Raw genomic sequence first — 23,114 nt, 5'->3', positions numbered from 1 at the left:
GTATCCTTACGGGATCGCGATTCGGAACAGAACGAGGTGACGCTATGCCCGACAACCCATTTCAGACTCGCCAGCCCAAGATCGAAGGGAACGCGTTGATCCGCGATCCCCAGCGCGCCGCGCACAACAAACTCGTCGAAGTCAAAGCAACCGGCGATACGCGGCGTGAGCTTGGCATCGTGCTGCCAGTCGGCTGCGGCAAGTCCGGTTGCATCACCCTGGCGCCATTCGCCTTCGAGTCGAAACGTACTCTTGTCGTCGCGCCGGGTACCCGCATCGCCAAGCAGCTGCACGATGACTTCGACCCCACACGGCCGGAGATGTTCTACATCAAGTGTGCAGTGCTGGATGGGGCACCCTATCCCGAACCGGTCGAGATTCGAGGAACGAAGACGAATACCGGTGACCTGGACGAAGCCCACGTTGTCATCACAAACATCCACCAATTGCAAGGACCGGACAACCGGTGGTTGGGAAAGCTGCGATCCGATTACTTCGACCTGATCATCTTTGACGAGGGACACCACAGCGTTGCGGAGACGTGGGCGAACCTCAAGGATCACTTTCCACGCGCGCGGATCATCAACTACAGCGCAACACCGCTTCGGGCGGACGGCCAGCGAATGGCCGGAGATATCATCTACTCGTACCCTGTAGCGGATGCGATCGAGGCGGGCTACTGCAAGCGGCTGAAGGCGCTGGTTCTGAATCCGGCGAGCCTGAGATACGTGCGACGCGAAGATGGTCAAGAGATCGAGGTGGCACTCGATGAGGTGCGGCGGCTCGGCGAGCAGGAAGCCGATTTTCGCCGCAGCATCGTGACCTCAACGGAAACTCTGAACACAATCGTAGACGCATCGATTCGCGAATTGCAGCGGCTTCGTGCGTCCACCGGTGAGAAACAACTGAAGATCATCGCGTCTGCCCTGAACTACGAGCACTGCATTCAGGTAGTTGAGGCCTACCGCGCGAGAGGGCAGCGGGCGGACTATGTTCACAGCCGAGCGGACAGTGCAGCAAACGACCGAGTGTTCGACAAACTGGACAATCACGGTCTGGACGTCATTGTGCAAGTGCGGAAACTCGGTGAGGGCTTTGATCATCCGTACCTCTCGGTCGCAGCGGTGTTCAGTATTTTCGCGAACCTCTCTCCGTTCATTCAGTTCGTGGGCCGGATTATGCGCGTGATCCAGCAGGGCTCCCCGGGGCATGCCTTGAATCAGGGGACGGTCGTTTTTCACGCAGGAAGCAACATCGCAAGTCGGTGGGATGATTTTCGCGAGTACAGTGACGCGGATCAAGAGTACTTTAGCGAACTCCTTCCGGTGGAGTCTCTCGATTTCTCAAACGCCAGTGAACTCCATCTGACGCCGCGCGTGCGAACAGCAGCGGGGGATCTGGAGGTTCGCTCGCAAAGCGCGGTGCGACTTCAAGAGATTCCGCTTCTCGAGAGAGATGATGTTAAGCAGGCTTTCGAAACCTTGCGCGAGCATGGCGTGACAGCGGACCAAGCGCGCGATGCGCTTCTTCAGCCCGTTCCCACAACTCGAGTTCGCGAGCGCCAGGCGGCAAGAGTTGCACTTGATGCTCGAATACGTAACGAGGTTGGCCGAATTCTTGGGGAGCGGAATGTCAATCATGAAGGGCATGACTTGGATAAGAAGCGGCTTGGCCGCACGAACTTCCAAGTTCTGATCACCGCGATTAATCGACGCGTGTACGAGGTGCTGGGTCATGGCAAGGGGGAGCGCCATGAGTTCAGCCGACAAGAGTTGGATGGGATCAAGGAGCAGTTTGGGGCGATCGTTTCCGCAGCGGAAAAGGAGGTGTTCGATGGCTAGGAAGTCGCTGGTTCAGCGATGCGCGGTTGACGTAGCGATTAGAGCGCACGATTGCCAGCACAACAGGAAGCATCGGCTGGCCCGAGGCGATAAGCGGCTCAAGGTATGGAACGGGCGCTCTCCTGACCATTACTGCGCTGCTTGCGCGCTCGCGACGATCAAGGCGGACATTTCCAAGCTCCAAGCCTTGGCGGCTGAATTTGCATAGTCTGGCCTGTGATCCGCACGGCCGCTCTCTCTTCCGGGCTTCACTCTGCTGAATCTCTCGCCGCGCGATGGCTTTTTTCGGCGATTGCCGACCACGGTGCGGTTTGCCTGTTTCCCCGCAGCAAACGCGCGAATGAGGCTGGATCGCGGTCGTTCTTGAGGCCGAAGCGATAAGTTGAACTTTTTTTCCCCGCCTGTATCAAGACTGCCGAGCTCGCCGCCGATTTGAGGCATGACGGTGATGCGGAGTGGGGAGAAACGCTTCGTATTGTCGCGGTCCGGCCAGGGCCTTTCGATGTCGTGTCCCCCCTCGGGGATCGCGGGTTCGTGGGAAACTGACCATAGCCGCAGAACTGTTTCCTTTGAACCGCCTTCGGGCGGCTGCGTGGTTTTCGCGCGCCGGCTGGGGGCACTGGAGATCATGCCATGACCAAGGCATACAACCAGAGCGGCTCCTACATCCCCTCAACCGATGCGGGATTCAAGGACTGGCTCAACACGTTTTCGACGCTGATCGCCGCCGATCCGGGCAAGTATGGCCTGGACGCTTCGGACGCGGTCATCATCAGCAACCTCAACACGCAGTATGCAGCGGCGTATCAGACCGTGCAGTCGAACTCGACGCGCACGCCCAATTCGATCGCTCAGAAGGATGCGCTCAAGGCCTCGGCGACGGCTTCCTGCCGCGTGTACGCGATGATGATCAAGAGCAACGTCGCGGTGTCCAACGATGACAAGCTCGCGCTGGGCATCCACGTTGATGACACGACGCCCACGCCGATTCCGGCTCCGGTGACGGCGCCGCTGCTGAACATCGTCAGCGCGTTCAGCGGCACGCATCAGATTCGTTACGCCGATGAGAACACGCCGGCGAGCCGGCGCAAGCCAGCGGGCGCGATTCAGATCGAGCTCTATGTGTACGTCGCGACGGGCGCGACGGCGAACCCGGATGATGCGAAGTTCGTGGGCGCGTTCACGAAGAACCCGATTCTGTACGAGTTCGACCCGGTCGATGCGAACAAGACCGCGACGTACTTCGCGCGGTGGCGCACCCAGCGCGGCCTGGTTGGGCCGTGGTCGCTGCCTGTGGCGATGGGCATCGCCTTTGGCGGACCGGTCGAGCAGCAGATGTTCGTGCCGACTGGCGGGCAGCCCGCCGGCGGCGAGGACGAACTGAAGATCGCAGCGTAAATCGAGGGCAGCGGCGCGAAAGCGGAGTGCGCGGGGCGAGTCCCCGCGCGCCGCAATCGCGGCCGAGTTTGCAACAAGTGTTGATTCCTTACAGGCTTTTCAGGAGACTCAGCCATGACAGCAAGGACCACCAGTCGCACGTATGTGCGCAATCGGCGGGCGATGGACGCGTCGGTGCCGCGCATGTACGCGCCGGCCACGATCAATGCGATCACCGCCGAAGCGGCGGACACGATCCGCATCACGTTCAATCCGCGCGTGCTTGTGAGCCAGGTGCCGCAGTTGATGCGGGCGGGCGCAGCCGGGGCGGCGACCGTTTCGGGCATTTCGCAAATCAGCGCGACCGTCGTTGAACTCGTGTTCACCGGCGACGTTCAGGGAACCAGTCTTTTGGTAGAGGAGGGTGACTTTGGCATCCGTACACCGGCGGGCGGTTTCGTCCCGGCTGGTACGTATGCCATTCCGACCTTTCCCTGATCCGCCTGAGCCGAGCAGTGCGACGTGGCAGAGCGGGACCAATCTGGTGGAGATGGTTTTCGACCAGGTGCTCAGTGACGGCGTGCTGGACACGGCGAACTGGCTGGTGGCGACGGGCGGCCCGGCTTCGGTGACGGGCGCTTCGGTGGTTGGAGGCGTGGTGCAGATCACGTTGAGTGCTGCGCCGGCGTCTGTGACTGCGGTGACGTTCAGCCCGCCGCCGTTTGATGTGGTCGCAGCGGGCTCGGGGCTGGCGGCCGAGGCATTCACGGGCTTTCCGGTGGTGACGACATGATTCGCACAGCCGAGCAACTGGCGCGTCTGCCGGATGGTGAGCACAAGTGCATCACCATCCGGTCGGCGCAGCCGGGCGATCTGAAGTTTCTTGATCATCTTCAGAAGAAGTTTTCGAACCAGGTGGGGTTTCTTCCCACGCAGGCGCTGGAGAGCAACATCGAGCGCGGCCGGGTGTCGATCGCGCTGGAGAACGATGAGCCGGCTGCGTATCTGCTGGGCAAGGGCCATTACCTGCGCGATGCGCACTTCGGGATCATCTACCAGGCGGCGGTGTCGTACGATGCCCGCCGACGGCTGGTGGGCACCGCGCTGGTGCAGCACTTCATCGATCACATGGAGCCGACGATCCGGCTGATCGGGCTGTGGTGCGCGCAGGATATTGAGGCGAACGAGTTCTGGAACGCGTGCGGCTTTGAGGCCATCGCGGCGCGGCACGGCTCGCGGCGCCGGGGACGCGTGCACATCTTCTGGGTCGGCCGAACGATGCGCGGCAGGCATGAGCAGCTGCGCTACCCCCGCTGCACGCAAGGCGGGCTCATGCGCGAGCAGCGCGAAGTGTTCGGACTCGAGCCGGGGCAGGAATATCAGGAGGTGGAGCTGCCCACGCTGGCTGGCGAGCCGGCTGCGGGAGCGCGCAGCGGGCGAAGGCCAGCGCGCGCCGCCGCGGCAGGCAAGCGGCTGTCGCTCGCAGAGCAGCAGCGGGCGTTTCGATACGGCGGCGGCAAGCATATCTGCGTGGTGATTGCGGGTGTGACGCGGCACCTGCCGGTCGCGCCGTTTGACATTCCGAACTTTACCGACCTGGCGCGGGTGATGGTGGGGGCGGGGCAGACGCCAGCGGGCAAGGGGATTGTGCAGCCGGCGCAGCGGCGCGTGGTGGGCGGCTGCACGGAACTCTGGACGCCTGCGAAGGTCGAGCGCGCGGCGTAGGCCGGTCGGCGGCGTTGGGTGTTGCTGCGAATTCGGGCCTGCTGGCGCTGGTTTGTGGGTGTGAAGATTGGATCAGGGTGGTTTGACCCTTGACAGACTCCCCGGATCATCTGGTACAATGCGGGTGCCGCGCGCGGGAGGGAGCAAGCCACGCCGTGCGCGGCTGTTGTGAAGTGGCGGCTGTCGGGTTTGGCGGCCCCAGAATCAAACCGGGCTTGTGTGAAGGAGGGAATGTCAATGCGGAAGTTCATTCTTGGTCTGGCAGCTGCGTGCGCAGCGGGCGTGGGCGCCATTGCGCCGGCTCTGGGTGATGTCATCACGGTGTACACCGATCGCAATGCGTTCACGAACGCCGCGGGCGGGCCGCTCACGCTGGAGGATTTCACGCCCCAGTATCACTTCCCGATCACGACGGGTGTTCTCAACTCGGAGACGAACCTGCCGGGCATCGGGATCTTCCCCGGCACGATTCAGGAGGGCGTAACGTATTCGACGCCGATCGGCACGGGCAACTTCTTCAACATCGACGCCGGCGGCGGCTACACCGGCGGGTTCCTCGATGGGTTCGAGCCGTCAGACCGCGAAGTGACGATTGACTTCCACAACGCCGACCCGAACAGCCCGCGGGCAGTGAGGGCGTTCGGGTTTGACCTCGGATCGCTCGGTTCGAATGACTTTGACGTGTACATTTACTTCAGTTCGGGGCCGATGCAGCACTTCAATCATCCCTATCCGAGTTCGATCAGCTTCTACGGCTTCGTGAGCGACCAGCGCGACATCACGCGCGTCGTCGTGGGCAACAACGGCGGGTTCTTCGGCTTCGACTTTGACAACTTCACCTACGACCAGGTCGGCGCCGGCGGGTTTTTCATGGGCCTTTCGGGCACCTGCCCTGGCACCGTGACCGTCAGCTGGTCCGATGCGCGGCCCAACGGGCAGCTGGCGTTGATCTTCGCGAGCAACACCGGTTCGTTCGTGATTCCCGGCGGGCCGTGCCAGGGCACGCAACTCGGGCTGGGCAATCAGAACATCCGGCTCGTGAACACGTTCCCGTCCGGCTCGAACGGCAGTGGGCAGCGCAACGGCAACGCCGGCACGAGCGCATGCGGCGGCTACCTGCAGATGCTCGAGATCTCCGGCTGCAACCCGAGCAACGTGGTGCAGATTCCGTAATCTGCGGGACCGACGATTCGCTGTGTGAATCACCCACTCCCCGGCGCCGCGCCGGGGAGTGCTTTTCTGTTCAACGCCCGCTGCCGGGCTCCGAAGCACCCGCAAAGCGCTGGTATCTACGGTTGGCGCTTCGATGCAAAGCAGGGCCGCTTCCCTGTGCGTGACTGCTGGGGCTGGCGGCAGAATCGTGCAGGGGACCGTGCAGCCAATCTCGCCGCGCATCGCGCGCGGCGCCCAACAGAGCAGGCGCTTCGGGGCGAGGCAGCGGTCCCATGGCATATGTGAAAACGTCCCGAGGCAGCCTGCTCATAAACGCGAGGCTCGCAAGCCGAACGCGGGCAAAGGGGCGGATTCGATGCGGTGCAAACGACACATTGATCATCAGGTTCTCACGTTGTGTGCGGCGCTCGCCGCAGCACTGACAACCGGGGCGCTGGCGCAGCATTACGAGTACAGCAAGTTGCTCGCGCCAGACGGCGGCGCGTACGACGACTTCGGCTACGCGGTAGCGGTGCTGGGCGACGTGGCCATAGCCGGGGCGTACGGAGACGATGGAGTCGGCGGCACCGACTCGGGGTCCGCCTACATGTTCCGGCGCGAGGGGGCGCTGTGGCAACTCGAGCAAAAGATCGAGGCCGCTGACGCGACGATGTTTGCCTACTTCGGCTACGCCGTGGAGCTGCACAACGACATGGCCCTAGTCGGGGCCATCAGCGAAGAGCCGGGCGGAGCGGTCTATGTCTTCAGACGGAATCCGCTCAACGAATCGTGGAACCAGGTGCAGAAGATCGTGCCGCCGGACACGGCGCAGGGCGATTCGTTCGGGTGTTCGATTGACGCTGACGGGCGATACATGGCCATCGGCGCCAGGATGGACTCCGACGTGTTCAACGATGCAGGATCGGTGTACATCTACGAGTACGAGGACTCGTTGCAGCAGTGGGTGTATCTGACCGAGGTTCGGGCCCATGACCCGTCCGCGAACGAGTGGTTCGGCGAGGAGTTGGCGCTCAGCGGCGACTACGTCGTGGTCGGTCTGCCGCGAGATGATCCCAACGGACTGAGTTCTGGTTCCGCGTACGTGTTCAAGCGACTCGGCGGGGCGTGGATTGAGCAGACCAAGATCATTCCCGCCGACGGCGCCGCAGAGTCGAAGTTCGGCTCGGACGTGGCCATCGACGGCGACACGATCGCCGTGGGCGCCAGCGATGACTGGCCGGCCGCGGTGCGCTGCGGCGCCGTCTACGTGTACCGTGGCGGCAATGCGAGCTGGCCGCTGGAACAGAAGGTGTACGACGCGAGCGCCGGTGCGCATCACTGGGATCGATTCGGCGGGGGAGTCGATGTGGTCGGAGATTCGCTTCTGGTGGGCGCGTGGGGAAGTGACGCGAACGGAACGGACCGCGGCGCGGCCTACGTCTACACGAGGTCTGGCGGAACATGGACTGCGCAGCCGGCTCTGTTCTTCGCCTTTGATGGTGCAGCGCTCGATGAGTTCGGCAGCGCGGTTGATCTGGACGGCGCACGCGCCATTGTCGGGGCCTTCGCGCGACGCGACAACGGCCAGAATACGGGCGCTGCCTACATGTTTAACGATGTCCACTTCACGCTTTCGGTAACCCCCGATCCGCCGAGAGCCGGTGCTCAAGCGACGTTTGCGATCTCAAATGCAGCCCCGTTCACGCGCGCTGCGCTGGGTTACACGATTCAGGGCCTGCGCCGCCAGTACGTCGCACCGCTTCAGATCACCATCGAGATCGGCAACGCGGTTCAGATCGGCGCGATCAAGACCACCGACGCCAACGGGCGTGCGAGCTGGACCACGACGATTCCCTCGGGCGCCGCGGGCAGACTGGTCTGGATCCAAGCGATCCAGTTTGAGAAGAAGACCAATGTCATTGCGAGGCAGGTGCAACCCTGACGCACAGAGGGCAAGGCGAGTGAATCCGCGGATCGGGGCTGTCTACCGGCCGAGGATGAAGTACAGGATCATGCCGATCACCGGCAGCAGCAGGATGAGCAGGATCCAGAGGATCTTCACTCCAATCGAAGCGCTGCTCGTGACGACGCTGACGATGGCGAAAATGTCCAGGATGAGGATGATCAGCCCGATGATGCTGTAGCCCTGCGAGGAGAGAGCGAGAACGGCCATGGCGGAGCCTTTCTGAGTGTGATGGAACCTGGTGGCCGATGGTATCCTGACATCGCCGGCGCCAGCATGAGCAGAATCCGCGCAACGCCTTGCCGTTTCATCCCAATAAGATAGGGAGGAGCGCTGGTGCTTTGAGTGGTCATGGATTACGCGCACACACAGCATGGGCCGCTTTCATGGATTCTCGCGCTCCTGGGCGTGGTGGGCTGCGCGATGGCGCTGGCCAGCCTGGGCGACCCCGCGATTGCTTTGATCTCGGGGCTGTTTGGCACGGTCATGCTTGCGCTGGCGCTGTGCTTCGGCTCGCTGACGGTGACGGACGAAGGGGCTTGCCTGCTCGTGCGTTTCGGCCCGCTGCCTCTGGCGCGCAAGCGCGTGGCGTATGGAGCGATCCGGTCGGCGGAGCCGGCGCGCAGTTCGTTCATTGACGGATGGGGGATTCACTACGTCCCCGGGCGCGGCTGGACGTATAACCTCTGGGGCACTGAATGCGTGGTGCTCGACGTCAACGGCCGCACCATCCGCATCGGCTCGGACGATTCGCAGCGCCTCGCGTGCTTCATCCGAACAAAGATTGGTGCCCAGCACGCGCCCTGACCGCCGACGGCTTCCACTGGCATGTTTGACTGGTTCGACGACCACCCCGGCCCGCTGATCGCTCTGGGAGTTGCCTCGCTTGTGGTTTTTGTGGGTAGTCTCGTCGCGGTGCCGGCCATCGCCGTGCGCATTCCCGCGGATTACTTCACACACAGCAAGCGACCGCCCGGCCGATGGCAGAACCTGCCTCCGGCGCTGCGCTGGACCCTGCGCATCGGCAAGAACGTACTGGGCGTGGTGCTCGTCATCGCGGGCCTGGCGATGCTGGCGCTGCCGGGGCAGGGGTTGCTTACGTTGATTCTCGGCGTGCTGCTCATCGAAGGGCCGGGCAAGTACCGGTTTGAAAAGTGGTTGGTTCGCCGGAGGTGGGTGCACCGGCCGATCAACTGGCTCCGCCGCAAGCGCGGCCGCGAGCCCCTGCGGCTGGACGATCCGCGGTCCGGGTCAAAGTGAAAGCGGCACGAGCCCGAGCCCGTGCCGCGTGGTGCTGAAAGGATGCGCTGTCGATCAGCGCGAAGCGCCGGAGCGCGATGTGCGCCGGCGGCGCGGGCCGCGCGAGCGGGCGGCCTTTGACCCGCCTCCATGCTGCGCGGGCCCCGACTTGGATCCGAACCGCCTGCCGCGCTGCGACTGGCTGCTGCGGCGCTCTTCAGAGTCCGCCGGCTGATGAGTCGGCGGCGCCTGCGTCAGATCGGCGTGGTCGGCGCTGACGTCCAGTTGCTGGCGGATGAGGCGCTCGATCGCCTTGAGATCGCCGAGTTCCTCCTGGTCGCAGAACGACACGGCCGTGCCAGAGGCGCCGGCGCGGGCGGTGCGTCCGATGCGGTGCACGTAGGACTCGGGAAGGTTGGGCAGGTCGTAGTTGACGACGTGGGTGATTTCATCGACGTCGATGCCGCGCGAGGCGATGTCGGTCGCCACGAGCACCGCCGAGCGGCCGTTCTTGAACCCGTTGAGCGCGTGCGTACGGGCGTTCTGGCTCTTGTTGCCGTGGATGGCGGCGGCGTTGATTCCGCCGCGCGCGAGCAGGCGGACGACCTTGTCGGCCCCGTGCTTGGTGCGCGTGAACACCAGCGTGCGGTCCATCCCGCCGCCTCGCAGCAGTCGCTCGAGCAGCGCCGGCTTGTTGGCGCGGCTGACGTGATAGACGGACTGCGAGATGGAGACGGCAGTCGAATCGGCGGGATCCACCTGCACGAACACCGGCTCGTTGAGCATCGTGTCGGCGAGGCGGCGGATTTCGGCCGGCATCGTCGCCGAGAACAGCAGCGACTGACGCTCGCGCGGCAGGCGCTCGATGATCTTGCGGATGTCGTTGATGAACCCCATGTCGAGCATGCGGTCGGCTTCGTCGAGGACGAAGATTTCGATTCGGCTGAGGTCAACCAGGCCCTGCTGAATGAGATCGAGCAGGCGGCCGGGGGTGGCGGTGAGGACATCGACGCCTCCCCGCAGGGCGCGGACCTGGCCGTGCTGGCTCACGCCGCCGAAGATCGCAGCGCTGCGAAGCGGCAGATGGCGGCCGTAGGTGCGGAAGCTCTCGACGATCTGCGAGGCGAGTTCGCGCGTCGGCGCCAGGATCAGGGCGCGCGGCAGGCGGACCGCCCGGTCCGCGTGGCCGCGGTTTCTGTCACGACCCCGGCGATGACCGTGGCCCTGGCCGCCTTCGGGCTGTCCGGATCGCTCCGCCGCCGCGAGCCGGTGCAGAATCGGCATGGCAAAAGCGCCGGTCTTGCCGGTGCCAGTGCGGGCGCAGCCGAGCAGGTCGCGGCCGGCGATGACGTCGGGAATGGCTTGGGATTGGATGGGAGTGGGCGCGGCGTAGCCTTCGGCGGCGACGGCGCGGACGATGGGCTCAGCGAGCCCCAGTGCTGCAAACTTCATGTAGAGTGATTCTCTGATTCCGGAGTGTTCGGGCTTCCGGCGCCCTTGAAACCGGAATGTCTTCGGACGCGGACCGCATCCTCGCTAAGCCACCGGCATCGGTCTTCCAGTGACTCTTATCGTCCACGGAGACACAGAAGGATAGCGGAGTGGCACCCGGAGTTCCACATTCCTGCCGCCGTCGCCGCCGCGTGCGCTCTATCCTCTGCCTCATGACCAGAGCACTTCTCTCAGCCGCCCAGGTCCTCCAACTGCCCGGCTTCTACGAACCGTTCAGCTCCATGAGCCACCTGCTCGGCGCCGCTCTGTTCTTCGTCCTTGGCGTCGTGCTCATCCTGCGCGGCCGCGGCCAGCGGGCTCGGCTCATCTCCCTTGGCGTCTACGCCTTTTCCGCCATGCTGCTCATGGCTATGAGCGGCGTGTATCACATGATGACGGAAGGCGGCCCCGCTCGGGAGGTCATGGCCCGGCTCGACCACTGCGCGATCTTCGTGCTCATTGCCGGCACCTTCACCCCTACGCACATCATCCTGCTGCGCGGCTGGCGGCGCTGGGCGCCGCTGGCGTTCATCTGGACTGCGGCCATCGTCGCCATCACTTTCAAGGCCATTTTCTTCAGCGGATTCTCCGACTGGTTCGGCACTGGGCTGTACCTGCTCATGGGCTGGTTCGGCGCCCTCTCGGGTTGGCTCATCGCCCGCCAGTACGGCTGGGCCATGCTCCGACCCCTGATGTGGGGCGCGATCGCCTACACCGTGGGCGGCGTGGCTGAACTGCTGCAATGGCCCACGTTTGTGCCCGGCGTCATCGAGAGCCACGAGGTGTTCCACATCGCCGTCCTCGCCGGCGCGCTCTTCCACTGGCAGTTCATAGCGAGCTTTGCCGGCGGCGCGCCGGAGCCATCGACTGACCGCGCCCGGGACGGCGAGCCGGACGGCGGTCCCGCCCTGGCCATGTCTGCACGCTGAAACAGCCTACTGAATGCGAGCGCGCCAGCGCCTGCCCACCTGCACCGGCGGGGCGTTCATACAATGCGCCCCGGATGGGAGTCGCAGTGCACCGGCCTGGGCGTGTGTGGCGCGGCAGGAGCCGGTGCGGAACCTCGTGGATCGAAGGAGTCTGCTCATGGAGTTCCTGACTGAGTTGTGGCTTCCGATTCTGCTCTCTGCCGTGTTCGTCTTCATCGCCAGTTCGATCATTCACATGGCCCTGCCGTACCACAAGGCGGATGTGAAGCAGATGGCGGGCGAAGAGGCGGTGCTCAATTCCATTCGGGCCAGCGGCGTGGCGCCGGGGATGTACATGTTCCCCTGCGCGGGCTCGATGAAGGAGATGTGCACGCCGGAGATGAAGGCCAAAATCGAACGCGGGCCGGTCGGCTGGCTCACCGTGCTCCAGCCCGGCGGCCTGAACATGAACAAGAGCCTCATCTGGTGGTTCATCTACTGCCTGCTCGTGGGCGTGCTCGTGGCCTACGCCGGCTGGTATTCGCTTGGCCACACGGCTGACTACCTCACCGTCTTCCGCATTACCGGCTCCGCCGCGGTGCTCGGCTACGTCGTGGGCTACTTCCACGAATCGATCTGGAAGGGACAGCCCTGGTCGATCTCGGCCAAGTTCATGTTCGATGGGTTCATCTACGCGCTGCTCACCGCCGGGACGTTTGGCTGGTTGTGGCCCGAGGGGATCCAGTTGCCCACGGGCTGATCACGGCCCGATCCAGCGTCATGGAATCGCGCCGACGGCGAATGAAATGGCCAGCGCCGCCAAGACCAGCGCGGTCATGATCGCGTAGATCCAGTCCCGCTCGTGGAGATAGGCGCGCAGCGAGAGGCCGACGCGAACGACCGGCGTGGCGATCAGCAGCAGAACGCCCAGCGTGATCAGCGCGCGCCCGCGGAACTCGATCAGTTCGGCCAACAGGTCTTCGGCCGTGTGCGGAAATGCCGCGCCCGGCGACGTGAGTTGTCTGTACGCATCCGGGTCCGTGAGGTACTCGGGATTGCGCATAAGGCTCACGATCAGGCCGGCGAGGATGATGCCCACGCTCGCGATCACGCCCACGCGCAGCCAGGCGGCGACGGTCGTCTCGACGCGCGACGGCCGGTCTGGTTTGGATGGGCTCTCAGCCGGAGGCCTCACTGCACGCCCTTTCGAAGCATCTCGATGGAGATGAGGAGCATCACGACCGTGAACGCGATCTTGAGATAGCGCCGGCGCACGTGCGGCATGAGGCGGGCGCCGATCATTGCGCCAGCGAGGACTCCGACGGTAACCGGCGCGGCGATGAACGGATCGATGTCGCCGCGCGCAAAGTAGACTCCGGCGCCGGCCGCGGCGGTGACGCCGATCATGAAATTGCTCGTCGCAGTGGCGACCTTGATGGGCAGACCCATGGCCATGTTCATCGCTGGTACCTTGAGTACCCCGCCGCCGATGCCCAGCAGCCCGCTCACCACGCCCGCCAGCGCGCTCAGTGCGAACCCGAATGCAGTGCGCCGCACGCGGTATTCAACTACCTCGTTCAATGAGCGGTCGAAGTACGAGCCGTGCAGGCGCAGGCGGTCGGCGAGCGCATCCGCCTTCGCCGCCTGCGGCGCCTCTTCGCGCCGCTTCCACATCGCAACCGCCGCTCCGAGCAGCACCACGCCGAAAACGAGGTGGAGCCACTTGGCACCGACCTGCCCGGCGGCGTAGGCGCCGGCGAGAGCGCCCGAAACGGTGGCAAGTTCGAGGAGCATGCCCACGCGGATGTTGGAAACCTGGTGGCGCACGTAACTCGCCCCGGCGCCGCTCGAGGTGGCGATGACGGCGACGATGGAAGCGCCGATCGCGTAGCGAATGTCGATGCCCAGCAGCAGCGTCAGGCCGGGCACCACGATGACGCCGCCGCCCAGGCCGAGCATGGCGCCCGCCATGCCGGCAAACAGGGACAGCAGAAGCGAGATGGCGATGAAGAGAAGCAGAGTCATCGAAGAGTGGCAGCCGGGGCAGGGACCGTGCAGTGTAGTCGGCTGCGGCGCGGGCGTGCGGCGCCGAGCGCCCGCCGGGGCATGCGGCGTGCCGATGGCGAACCGAAATCGATCGCCGCACGGATCCCATCGCGACGGAATTCACGATTTTGAAGTTTTTGTTGGCGAATCGCTTGCAACCGGTGGTTGAGGCCGTTCTAATAGGTAGGAGACAGCCCCCAATCGTGTTGGCGCCGTTCGGCGCTGGCGCGTGCGGGTTTCGTGGCCGGCCGGGCCTGTCCGTGTGTAGCGGGCACCTCAGTCGGCGGACGAGCGGCCCGAGGCGATTCAATCAATCGCACCGTGCGGGCCAGAAAGGATGTGCGACCGATCGCCACACGTGGCGATCCTGGTAAGTGGGTCCCCCGGATTGTGTCCGGGCCTGCCCACGCGGTACGGGCCTCCCGGCATCCAGACCTCCGACAGGAATCGTTCGGACGCTGCCCGTCGAGCAAATGATCCGCCCCCTGCCTTAGCCCTGCCAGCCGACCGAGCGTCGGTTCCCAGGTGATCAGCAGCCGGTTGATCCGTTTCGACGCCCAGCCACCCCGATGACGAATGTCAGACCTCTGGCAGAGGCTGAAAGACGGTGTGACTTTTCACAGACAACTGAACCCGCGTCGTGGTCATGCCGGCCATGCGAAGCAGGTCCATCCGACCCCAGCGGTCGAGGTTCCCGCTTCACACGCACCTGTTTCCAAAGGAGTTGGCTATGGCCAGTTCGAGTGCATGGGGCATTGAGATCGGCTCATATGCCCTGAAAGCCGTGCGCCTGGAGCGCAACGGCGACGACGTGAGTCTCGCAGATTTCGCATACGTGCCTCACAAAAAAGTGCTGTCCACGCCTGACGTGGACGGCGACGAGATGATTCGCCTCGCCATCGGGCAGTTCATGAGCCAGCAGCCCGACATGAGGCAGGGGCCGATTCTCGTCTCCGTGCCCGGCAACGGCGCGTTTGCCCGTTTCGCCAAGCTGCCGCCCGTCGAGCCTAAGAAGGTGCCCGACATCGTCAAGTTTGAGGCGGTGCAGCAGATCCCCTTCCCGATCGAAGAAGTCGAATGGGACTACGAGACCTTCACCAGCGAAGAGACGCCGGAAGTCGAAGTCGGCATCTTCGCCATCACCAAGGGTGCCGTGCAGGCGCGGCTGAACCTCTATAACGAACTGGGGCTGGTTCCCGACGGCATCAACATCTCGCCCGTGGCCGCGTACAACGCGCTGCAGTACGACATGAACATCGAAGCCGACTCGCCGGGAACGATCATCCTCGACATCGGCACGACCAGCACCGACCTGATCATCGCCGAGGGCGGCCGCACCTGGATCCGCACCTTCCCCATCGGCGGGCACAACTTCACCGATGCGCTCATCAACTCCTTCAAACTGACTTACAGCAAGGCGGAGAAGCTCAAGTCGGAGGCCCAGACGAGCAAGTATCGCCGGCAGATTCTCTCGGCGATGCGCCCGGTCTTCGGCGACCTCGCCCAGGATGTCCAGCGGTCGATCGGCTACTACCAGTCGCTCCACCGCGATGCAAACCTGACCCGGCTCATCGGCGTGGGCTCGACGTTTAAACTGCCCGGGCTGCGCAAATTCCTCAGCCAGCAGGTGCAGATGGAAATCTCTCGCCTCGACGAGTTCAAACGGCTCAGCAGCGGCAGCAACGCCGTGTTCGCCGAGCACATTCTCAACTCCGCCACGGCCTACGGCCTCGCCCTGCAGGGCCTCGGCATGGCCGCCATCGACGTCAACCTTATCCCCGTCAGCGTGGTGCGCGACCGGCTCTGGAGCGAGAAGATCAAGTGGTTCGGCGCTGCCGCGGCCCTGGTCGTGTTCGGCTCGATGATCGCGTTTGCACGCCCGATGATCGACCAGCGCTACAACGCGCAGCCCAGTGATTACCGCGGCGAAATCGAGCCGATCGTCAGTCGGGCCCAGGCTCTCAAGACCGACTTTGACAAGATTACTCAGGAGACAGAGATCACCGGCAAGCCCGTGAACATTCGCGGCATGATCGACAACCGCGACGTGTGGCCGAACATCCTCGCCGACGTGTCCAACATGCTCGCATCGGCCAAGCCTCAGCCGGAACTGCTCAGCGGCAATCCGGATGAGATCGCGTCGATCCCGCCCGCTGAGCGGCGGCTGCTGGAACTCAAGTCGCTCGATTACACCTTTGTGGCGCCGCGCGGCGAGCAGACCATGCCACAGCTGCGCCTGCGGATGCGCGTCGAGAGTTCGAACAAGGACAGCGTTGCGCTCGTGAACAAGTCCGTCATTCAGTGGCTGGGGAAGAACGCCGAGCGCCCGGGCGTGCCATACCGCATCCTGCGCGACCTGCCGGAAAACCAGCCCAAGACCGTGCGCATCGACGCGATGAAGACGCCTCCGGCAGAAGGAACTGCGGGGCAGAGCACCGGCGGCCGCGGACCCGGTCGCGGCTCTGAGGGCGGTTTCGAAGTCGGATTCACCAAGGGCCGCGGCGGAGAAGAGGGCATGGCCGTCTCCGGCGGAGTCACACCCGGCGGCGGCCGCTATGCGGGCAATTCGTCGCTCAATCTCGATTCACTCGCTCCGCTGCCGACTCCGGCCGCGACGCTGCCGCCCGACACCGATTACTACCAGGTCGAAGTCTCCTGGATCATCCAGCTGGTCGACCCCAACGCCCCGGCGACCACCGACGGCGCCACCGGGCAGGAGGGCAAATAAGTCATGACACCCGTACTTAACTGGATCAAAGCTCACCTGCTGATCGTCATCATGTGCGCGATCAGCGTCATCGTTCTGCCGGTCGTCATCTTCGCGAGCAGTTCCTGGAACGCCAAGATCGCCAAGCAGATTGCCGACCGCGTCAACGCCCAGAACACAAAGATCCGAAACGCGTCTTCGACGACGGTGACGGTCAAACCTCTCGTGCCCGGTGCGCCGGCCATCGAGGACAACATGACCGTCAACGAGAAGATGCTCGAGGAATACCGCGTCGTGCGCGAGCAGATCAAGCAGGACGCGACCGAACTCGAGCAGTGGGTCGTCGCCGTGAACCGCGCGGGCAAGGAGCAGCAGCTCGTACCCGGCCTGCTGCCCGAGCCGTCCCGCGCGGAGATCAACGAGCTGCCGTTCCGCATTCACGGTGCGTTCTTGCGAGCGCATGAAGAACTGCTCCGTCAGGTCGGCGCCGGTATGCCGCCCGATCCGGAGTCGGTTCAGGAGCAACTCGTCGAGTACGAGCGCAACTACCGCCGCAGCCAGTTCAACGTCGATTCGCAGACGATGCTCTCCGACTCTGAACAGAAGAAGCTGACCGAGGCCATGACGGCCAGGCGGCTGGCCATCTACGCGCAGGCGGCGCAGGAATATTCCGTCTTCGCCGACATCTCCGTCTTCAATCTCGAGGCCTGGCAGAGCCAGAACCCGCCGGACAAGTTCCGCTGGTACGAATGGCAGCACACCTACTGGGTCGATCTCGACCTGATGCAGGCCGTCGCCAAGGCCAATCGTGTAGACGATCTGCCCACGACCATCGCCGGCCGGCCTTCGAGCGTGATCAAGCGCATCGTCACCATCAAACCTCAGTCGCTCTTCAGCGGCGCCACGGAAGGGAACGTCCGGCCCGGCGGAGCCGACCCCGGCCAGCCGATGGGGATGGGTCCGGAAGGCATGGGAATGGGACCCGAAGGGACTGCGATGGGGCCCGAAGGCGGAGCCATGATCTCCAAGTTCGGCCGCTTCGAAGCCGGTGACGGAGCGGCGCCGCCCAGCGCGGCCTCGAGCGCCGCGCCCGCGGCGGACCCCGGCTCCTATGCCGACGCCAATCAGCCCTTCCCGCCCGACTTCACCAAGTCGATCAGCGGCCGCCCCGCCAAGACCGGCCTGTACGACAAGCGCACGGTGAACGTCACGCTCATCGTGGACAGCAGCCGGCTGCAGGACGTGTTCAAGGCGTTCCACAGCACCAACTTCATGAGTGTGGTGGGCTTCAAGACCTCGCCGCTCGATGTCACCCGCGATCTGGCGCAGGGGTTCTACTACGGCCCCGATCCGGTCATCGAAGTCGAACTCGAAATCGAAACGCTCTGGCTGAGGGACTGGACTGTCGATCTCATGCCGCCCCCGGTTCGCACGTTCTACGGAATCGTCGAGCCGGCGCCGGAAGGCTGATCGAGACAGACCTGAACATGCCACGAAAGGCAGGAATTCAAAATGAAACCAAAGGGAATCAACCTCTTTGAACAGCACGTGGAGAAGATCGTCATCGGCGTGGCCGCCGTCATTGTGCTCGGCCTCGCCGCCAAGGCGTTCCTCACCGAACCCAACGCCGTCAACCTGGATGGAAAGAACTTCGCGCCATCAGAAGTGGACGAGGTTCTGGCGAACAAGGCGCGTCAGTTGGATGCCAAGGTCAACAGCCCGACTTCGCTTGAAGTCGAGTCCGTCGGCCGGTTGACCGACTGGCTCGAGCAGCAGCACGAGTCTCCCTCGCTGCCCGAGGCGCCGCCGGTGGCGCTCGTCGCGCCGGTGACGTACAAGATCGGCTCGGAAAACGCAGGCTTCGCCAGCACCGCGACCGAGATGTACGCCGAGGTCGCTGCGCCGCAACCAAAGAACCTCCAGGTGACTTCGCTCGACTACACGATCGACCCTGCAGAAGTGACCGAACTGCCTGAACTCGCGTCGCGATTTGAAGGCGAGCCGCCGTACGACATTCACGCCGTGCACGTCTCTGCCGAGTTCGACGGCAAAGCCCTGCGCAGCGCGCTGTCGAGCCTGGTCGAGAATCGCAAGCCGATTCCCAGCCAATGGGTCGATCAGGACATGGCCATCGTTGACGTCGTCGTGGAGCGCCAGCAGAGGCTGCCCGACGGCTCGTGGTCAAGCCCCGAAAGCGTGAGCACGATTCCGGGCCAACTCTCCGTACGCGACCGGCTTGAAAAGGCCGCGCCGCGCGACAAGGACGAGATCCTCCGCAACGTGGCGACGTACGGCTCGGCCGTCTATCAGCCCGGCTTCTTCACCCTGGCGGACGGCACGGAGTGGTCGTACGACATCGTCAAGGCTGCGGCGCCCAAGTCGCCCGAGGTCATCGACGCCGAGCGCCGCATGCAGCTGGCCTGGCGCGAGGTCGGGCGGGCACAGAGCGCTCTGGACCGCTTCCTCGAACAGCAGGCCAAGAAGAAGACCCAGCCGACTGGTGGCGGCGAGAGCGGAGGCGGTGGAACCGGAAAGGGAGGCAAGTCCGGCGGTTTCGAAGGCGGCGGCAATGACGTCTCCGATCAGTCTGAGGACACCGGCAGGCCCAAGGAAACGCTCGAGGAACGCACCCAGCGCCGCCTCAACGAGGGGATCGCCGCTGCCCGCGCCGCGTACGACGAAGCCAAGAAAGCGCTGCTCGCGGTCGACCCCGAGTACGCTGAGTTCCCGGATGCGACCGCCCCGCAGGACGGGCGCAACTACTCCCAGCCCGGCCGCGGAGCCAAAGGCTCGGAGGAGTATCTGCCGCCTGAGGGCATGCCCGACGAGGCTGGCGGCACGGGCTTTGAAGGCGGCGGCACGGGCTTTGAAGGCGGCGGCTCGGGCTTCGAAGGAGGCGGCGCCAGCAAGTTCAACGCTCCTCCGCCGACGGCCAAGGGCATGGGCCAGACCGCTGCAGTCAAGAGTCTCTTTGAGAACCCGTCCATCCGCGTCTGGTCGCACGACATCACGGCCCAGCCGGGTTCGACGTATCGCTATCGGCTGGCGGTGGGGTTGTACAACCCGTTCTTCGGCCGCGAGTCGCGGTTGGCGGAATCCCAGCAGAACCTCGCGGGCAGCGTTCGCGTGCTCTCGCCTTGGACGGAGTGGTCCGAGCCGGTGCGCGTGAATCCGCCGCGGCAGTTCTTTGCAGTGACGGGCATCTACAACGAGTCGGTCGACGATCGAAGCGCCAGCTTTGAGGTGTACTCCTTCACCAGAGGTCAGCACCGGGTCATGAACGTGACGGTTCGGCCTGGCGAGCCGATCGGCGAGAAGCGGACCTTTCCGCCTGCTGAGACAGGCGGCGAAACCCAGGAAGTGGATTTCTTCACCGGGGCCACGCTGCTGGACGTTGTGCAACTGGACGGCGGCTCGGCTCTGAACCAGCGGGTGCAGATCCTCGTGGCGATGCCTGATGGTTCGATCCAGGTCATCGACCCGAGCGACCCGCGGATCGAGGCGGAGCGTCAGCGCCTGCGGGCCCTGGCGGGCAGGGCCTAAACCCGGCTGCCTCGGGGACTTACCGTATTGCCGGAGGGTCAAAGGGCCCTCCGGCTTTCGTTTTGAACCCGGGGCGCCCGAGCGGCGTAGTTGCTGAGAAGATGGGTGAGAAATGTGTGGTTTGGACGAGCACGGCGGCTTGACGCTGCCCGGCTCAAAGCTACTATCTCTCTTGCCCCTGTAGGGGGCGGTTTTTGTTGGCAGGCGGCCGGATGATCCGGTGCAGCTCGCCAGACGCTCTTTGACAAGTGAGTTCGAGAACGCGTGAATCACGCCGCTTTTTCCGGGCGGCGTGGTTTAGATCATCGAGTTAGAAATCTCGAGTTGACCTGTCAAATGCACGACAGGTGGGCGGCTTCGAGGCATGGCGGCGACCGTCGCGAGAGCGGCGGGCGGCAAGATGGTTCGAAGCTGCGGAGGTGCGCAAAAGCCTCCGCGTGGAGATGTCGAGTTGTGTTCGTAGCGGTGTGAATCGATACGGGCTCAGGTCGGCATGACCAAGCCACTAAGGGCACATGGTGAATGCCTTGGCGTCAAGAGGCGATGAAAGACGTGGAAACCTGCGATAAGCCCCGGGGAGCTGGTAAACAAGCACCGATCCGGGGATTTCTGAATGGGGCAACCCGGCCCGTAAGGGTCATCATCAACTGAATGCATAGGTTGATGAAGCAAACCCGGCCAACTGAAACATCTCAGTAGCCGGAGGAAAAGAAAGCAAACGCGATTCCGTCAGTAGCGGCGAGCGAACGCGGACCAGCCCAAACCAGGCTTCGGCCTGGGGCACCGGAATCAAAGTGGATCTGCTGCGAGCGCGTTGGAAAGCGCGACCAAAGAAGGTGATAGTCCTGTAGCAGCGGTGAAGCGGCGAGGGTGCAAAGAGTAATGTCGAGCCCGTGAAACTCGGCATGAACATGCGGGGCCCACCCCGTAAGGCTAAATACTCCTTGACGACCGATAGTGAACCAGTAAGGCGACTGAATGGTGAAAACAACCCCGACGAGGGGAGTGCAATAGTAGCTGAAACCATGTGCTTACACAGCGGTCGGAGCCTGTCGAAAGACGGGTGACGGCGTGCCTTTTGCATAATGAGCCGGCGAGTTATTCTTTGTGGCAAGGCTAAGCCTCACCGAGGCGGAGCCGCAGCGAAAGCGAGTCTTAAACGGGCGCGAAGTCGCAGGGAATAAACGCGAAACCAGGTGATCTACCCATGGCCAGGCTGAAGGAAGGGTAAGACCTTCTGGAGGGCCGAACTCACCAGCGTTGAAAAGCTGGGGGATGAGCTGTGGGGAGGAGTGAAAGTCTAATCATACCTGGAGATATCTCGTTCTCTCCGAAATAGTTTTTGGGCTAGCCTCGCGTTACACCCGGTGGGGGTAGAGCACTGAATGAGACTTGGGCTCGCAAGAGTACCAGTCCCAATCAAACTCCGAATACCATCGGTCTCTGTCGCGGGAGTCAGTCTGCGGGTGATAATATCCGTGGTCAAAAGGGGAACAACCCAGACCACCGGCTAAGGTCCCTGAATCCGTCTAAGTTATTAAGGTAGTCGAATCGCTCAGACAGCCAGGATGTTGGCTTAGAAGCAGCCACCATTTAAAGAGTGCGTAACAGCTCACTGGTCGAGGGATTCGGCGCCGATAATGATCGGGAATTAAGGCGGATACCGAAGCCGTGGACTCGCCTTGTGCGAGTGGTAGGAGAGCGTTCCTGTCAGCGTTGAAGCGATCCCGGAAGGGTTCGTGGAGCGTCAGGAAGTGAATATGCCGGCTTGAGTAACGATAAAGCGGGTGAAAATCCCGCTCCCCGAAAGTCTAAGGTTTCCTGGGGAAGGTAAATCCGCCCAGGGTCAGCCGGATCCTAAGGCGAGGCCGAAAGGCGTAGTCGATGGACAGCAGGTTAATATTCCTGCGCACCGGCGTGCGGTTGAAGCGACGCGACGGATCTCTCAGCTCAGCAGGACGGTTAGAAATGTCCGGGCCCTTCGGGGCCCCGCTGGGGGCGGAGGTTCCAAGAAAAGCCGTTCGTGGACAATCGCCGGTTCCGTACTAAAACTGACACAGGTAGACGTGGTGAATAACCTCAGGGGCTCGAGAGAACGGTTGTGAAGGAACTAGGCAAATTGACCCCGTAAGTTCGCGATAAGGGGGCCCTCCTCCGTTCCAGGAGAGGGCGCAGAGAAAAGGCTCTGACGACTGTTTATCAAAAACACAGCACTGTGCCAACTCGCAAGAGGACGTATACAGTGTGACGCTTGCCCAATGCCGGAATGTTAAAGAAGTAGGTTAGCCGCAAGGCGAAGCTTGCAACTGAAGCACCGGTCAATGGCGGCCGTAACTATGACGGTCCTAAGGTAGCGAAATTCCTTGTCGGGTAAGTTCCGACGTGCATGAATAGCGTAACGATTGGAGCACTGTCTCCACAACCGACTCGGTGAAATAGTAGTGGCGGTGAAGATGCCGCCTACCCGCGGCAAGACGGAAAGACCCCGTGGACCTTTACTGTAGGCTAATATTGGTCACGAGCCTGTTCTGCGTAGGATAGGTGGGAGGCTTTGAAGTTCCGGTTCTGGCCGGGATGGAGCCACCCTTGAAATACCACCCTGAATTCGTTTGTGACCTAACCTCGACTCCCGTGAAGCCGGGCGAGGGACAGTGTTTGCTGGGCAGTTTGACTGGGGCGGTCTCCTCCCAAATTGTAACGGAGGAGCACAAAGGTTGGCTCAGTACGGTTGGAAACCGTGCGTCGAGTGCAAGGGCATAAGCCAGCTTTACTGCGAGACATACTCGTCGAGCAGTTGCGAAAGCAGGTCCTAGTGATCCAGCGATCCCGAGTGGAAGGGTCGTTGCTCAACGGACAAAAGGTACCCCGGGGATAACAGGCTGATCGCTCCCGAGCGTCCACAGCGGCGGAGCGGTTTGGCACCTCGATGTCGGCTCATCACATCCTGGGGCTGAAGGCGGTCCCAAGGGTTGGGCTGTTCGCCCATTAAAGTGGTACGCGAGCTGGGTTCAGACCGGCGTGAGCCAGGTCGGTCCCTATCTGCCGTGGGCGTAGCAAGCTTGAGAGGATTCTTCCCTAGTACGAGAGGATTAGGAAGGACATACCCCTGGTGCGCCAGTTGG

18 protein-coding genes and 1 rRNA gene are annotated in these 23,114 nt (G+C 63.3%); 15 read left to right on the top strand and 4 right to left on the bottom strand.

The genetic code is table 11. The annotated features are described in order from the left end of the window. Nucleotides 1-44: 44 nt before the first annotated feature. The 7 genes from IT430_04645 to IT430_04615 all read left to right on the top strand — a co-directional run bounded on the left by IT430_04645 (nt 45) and on the right by IT430_04615 (nt 8,037). Entirely contained in the window at nt 45-1,841 is a 1,797-nt protein-coding gene (locus IT430_04645) for a DEAD/DEAH box helicase family protein (protein MCC6907209.1), read from the top strand. A 633-nt stretch (nt 1,842-2,474) separates the two neighbouring features. Next, entirely contained in the window at nt 2,475-3,239 is a 765-nt protein-coding gene (locus IT430_04640) for a hypothetical protein (GenBank protein ID MCC6907208.1), read from the top strand. Nucleotides 3,240-3,401: 162 nt separating this feature from the next. Next, on the top strand, nt 3,402-3,716 hold the full coding sequence (locus tag IT430_04635) for a hypothetical protein (GenBank protein MCC6907207.1): 315 nt from the start codon (nt 3,402-3,404) through the stop codon (nt 3,714-3,716). After that, a complete protein-coding gene (locus IT430_04630) occupies nt 3,694-4,011 on the top strand; it encodes a hypothetical protein (GenBank protein MCC6907206.1) in 318 nt (105 codons plus the stop codon). Before IT430_04635 ends, IT430_04630 begins: the two co-directional genes overlap by 23 nt. Continuing rightward, complete coding sequence (locus IT430_04625; protein MCC6907205.1) at nt 4,008-4,943, top strand: GNAT family N-acetyltransferase; 936 nt, start codon at nt 4,008-4,010, stop codon at nt 4,941-4,943. The genes IT430_04630 and IT430_04625 overlap by 4 nt, the downstream gene beginning before the upstream one ends. A 237-nt stretch (nt 4,944-5,180) precedes the next feature. Then, nucleotides 5,181-6,116, top strand: a complete 936-nt coding sequence (locus IT430_04620; protein MCC6907204.1) for a hypothetical protein — start codon at nt 5,181-5,183, stop codon at nt 6,114-6,116. Between the two features lie 355 nt (nt 6,117-6,471). Further along, nucleotides 6,472-8,037 (top strand): FG-GAP repeat protein, encoded by a 1,566-nt coding sequence (locus IT430_04615; GenBank protein MCC6907203.1) that lies wholly within the window; start codon nt 6,472-6,474, stop codon nt 8,035-8,037. A 42-nt stretch (nt 8,038-8,079) separates the two neighbouring features. On the opposite strand, the gene IT430_04610 is transcribed toward IT430_04615, so the two are convergent. Next, complete coding sequence (locus IT430_04610; GenBank protein MCC6907202.1) at nt 8,080-8,268, bottom strand: PLDc N-terminal domain-containing protein; 189 nt, start codon at nt 8,266-8,268, stop codon at nt 8,080-8,082. A gap of 141 nt (nt 8,269-8,409) precedes the next feature. On the opposite strand from IT430_04610, the gene IT430_04605 reads away from it, so the two are divergent. Both IT430_04605 and IT430_04600 read left to right on the top strand, forming a co-directional pair. Further along, nucleotides 8,410-8,865, top strand: coding sequence for a hypothetical protein (locus tag IT430_04605; GenBank protein MCC6907201.1), 456 nt, complete (start codon nt 8,410-8,412; stop codon nt 8,863-8,865). A 21-nt stretch (nt 8,866-8,886) separates the two neighbouring features. Further along, nucleotides 8,887-9,318, top strand: a complete 432-nt coding sequence (locus tag IT430_04600) for a hypothetical protein (GenBank protein ID MCC6907200.1) — start codon at nt 8,887-8,889, stop codon at nt 9,316-9,318. Nucleotides 9,319-9,372: 54 nt separating this feature from the next. Here IT430_04600 and IT430_04595 read toward each other — a convergent pair whose 3' ends face one another. Beyond that, nucleotides 9,373-10,749: a DEAD/DEAH box helicase gene (locus IT430_04595; GenBank protein MCC6907199.1), complete on the bottom strand. Its 1,377-nt coding sequence runs from the start codon at nt 10,747-10,749 to the stop codon at nt 9,373-9,375. Nucleotides 10,750-10,961: 212 nt separating this feature from the next. Between IT430_04595 and IT430_04590 the strand changes: the two genes are divergently transcribed. After that, complete coding sequence (locus IT430_04590; protein ID MCC6907198.1) at nt 10,962-11,717, top strand: hemolysin III family protein; 756 nt, start codon at nt 10,962-10,964, stop codon at nt 11,715-11,717. Nucleotides 11,718-11,874: 157 nt separating this feature from the next. Then, nucleotides 11,875-12,456: a hypothetical protein gene (locus IT430_04585; protein ID MCC6907197.1), complete on the top strand. Its 582-nt coding sequence runs from the start codon at nt 11,875-11,877 to the stop codon at nt 12,454-12,456. Between the two features lie 18 nt (nt 12,457-12,474). On the opposite strand, the gene IT430_04580 is transcribed toward IT430_04585, so the two are convergent. Both IT430_04580 and IT430_04575 read right to left on the bottom strand, forming a co-directional pair. Then, entirely contained in the window at nt 12,475-12,891 is a 417-nt protein-coding gene (locus IT430_04580; protein ID MCC6907196.1) for a DUF1634 domain-containing protein, read from the bottom strand. Beyond that, nucleotides 12,888-13,721, bottom strand: coding sequence for a sulfite exporter TauE/SafE family protein (locus IT430_04575; protein MCC6907195.1), 834 nt, complete (start codon nt 13,719-13,721; stop codon nt 12,888-12,890). Before IT430_04575 ends, IT430_04580 begins: the two co-directional genes overlap by 4 nt. 751 nt (nt 13,722-14,472) lie before the next feature. Between IT430_04575 and pilM the strand changes: the two genes are divergently transcribed. The 4 genes from pilM to IT430_04555 form a co-directional block, all read left to right on the top strand. Further along, nucleotides 14,473-16,470 (top strand): type IV pilus assembly protein PilM, encoded by a 1,998-nt coding sequence (pilM, locus tag IT430_04570; GenBank protein ID MCC6907194.1) that lies wholly within the window; start codon nt 14,473-14,475, stop codon nt 16,468-16,470. 3 nt (nt 16,471-16,473) lie between these two features. After that, complete coding sequence (locus tag IT430_04565; protein MCC6907193.1) at nt 16,474-17,919, top strand: hypothetical protein; 1,446 nt, start codon at nt 16,474-16,476, stop codon at nt 17,917-17,919. Between the two features lie 42 nt (nt 17,920-17,961). Continuing rightward, nucleotides 17,962-19,992, top strand: coding sequence for a hypothetical protein (locus tag IT430_04560; GenBank protein ID MCC6907192.1), 2,031 nt, complete (start codon nt 17,962-17,964; stop codon nt 19,990-19,992). A 495-nt stretch (nt 19,993-20,487) separates the two neighbouring features. Next, nucleotides 20,488-23,114, top strand: a 23S ribosomal RNA gene (locus IT430_04555); the annotation flags it as partial.

Source organism: Phycisphaerales bacterium (assembly GCA_020852515.1).
Lineage (GTDB): Bacteria > Planctomycetota > Phycisphaerae > Phycisphaerales > UBA5793 > UBA5793.
Note: the sequence above shows the minus strand (reverse complement) of the source record. Positions and strands in the feature narration are given on the sequence as shown.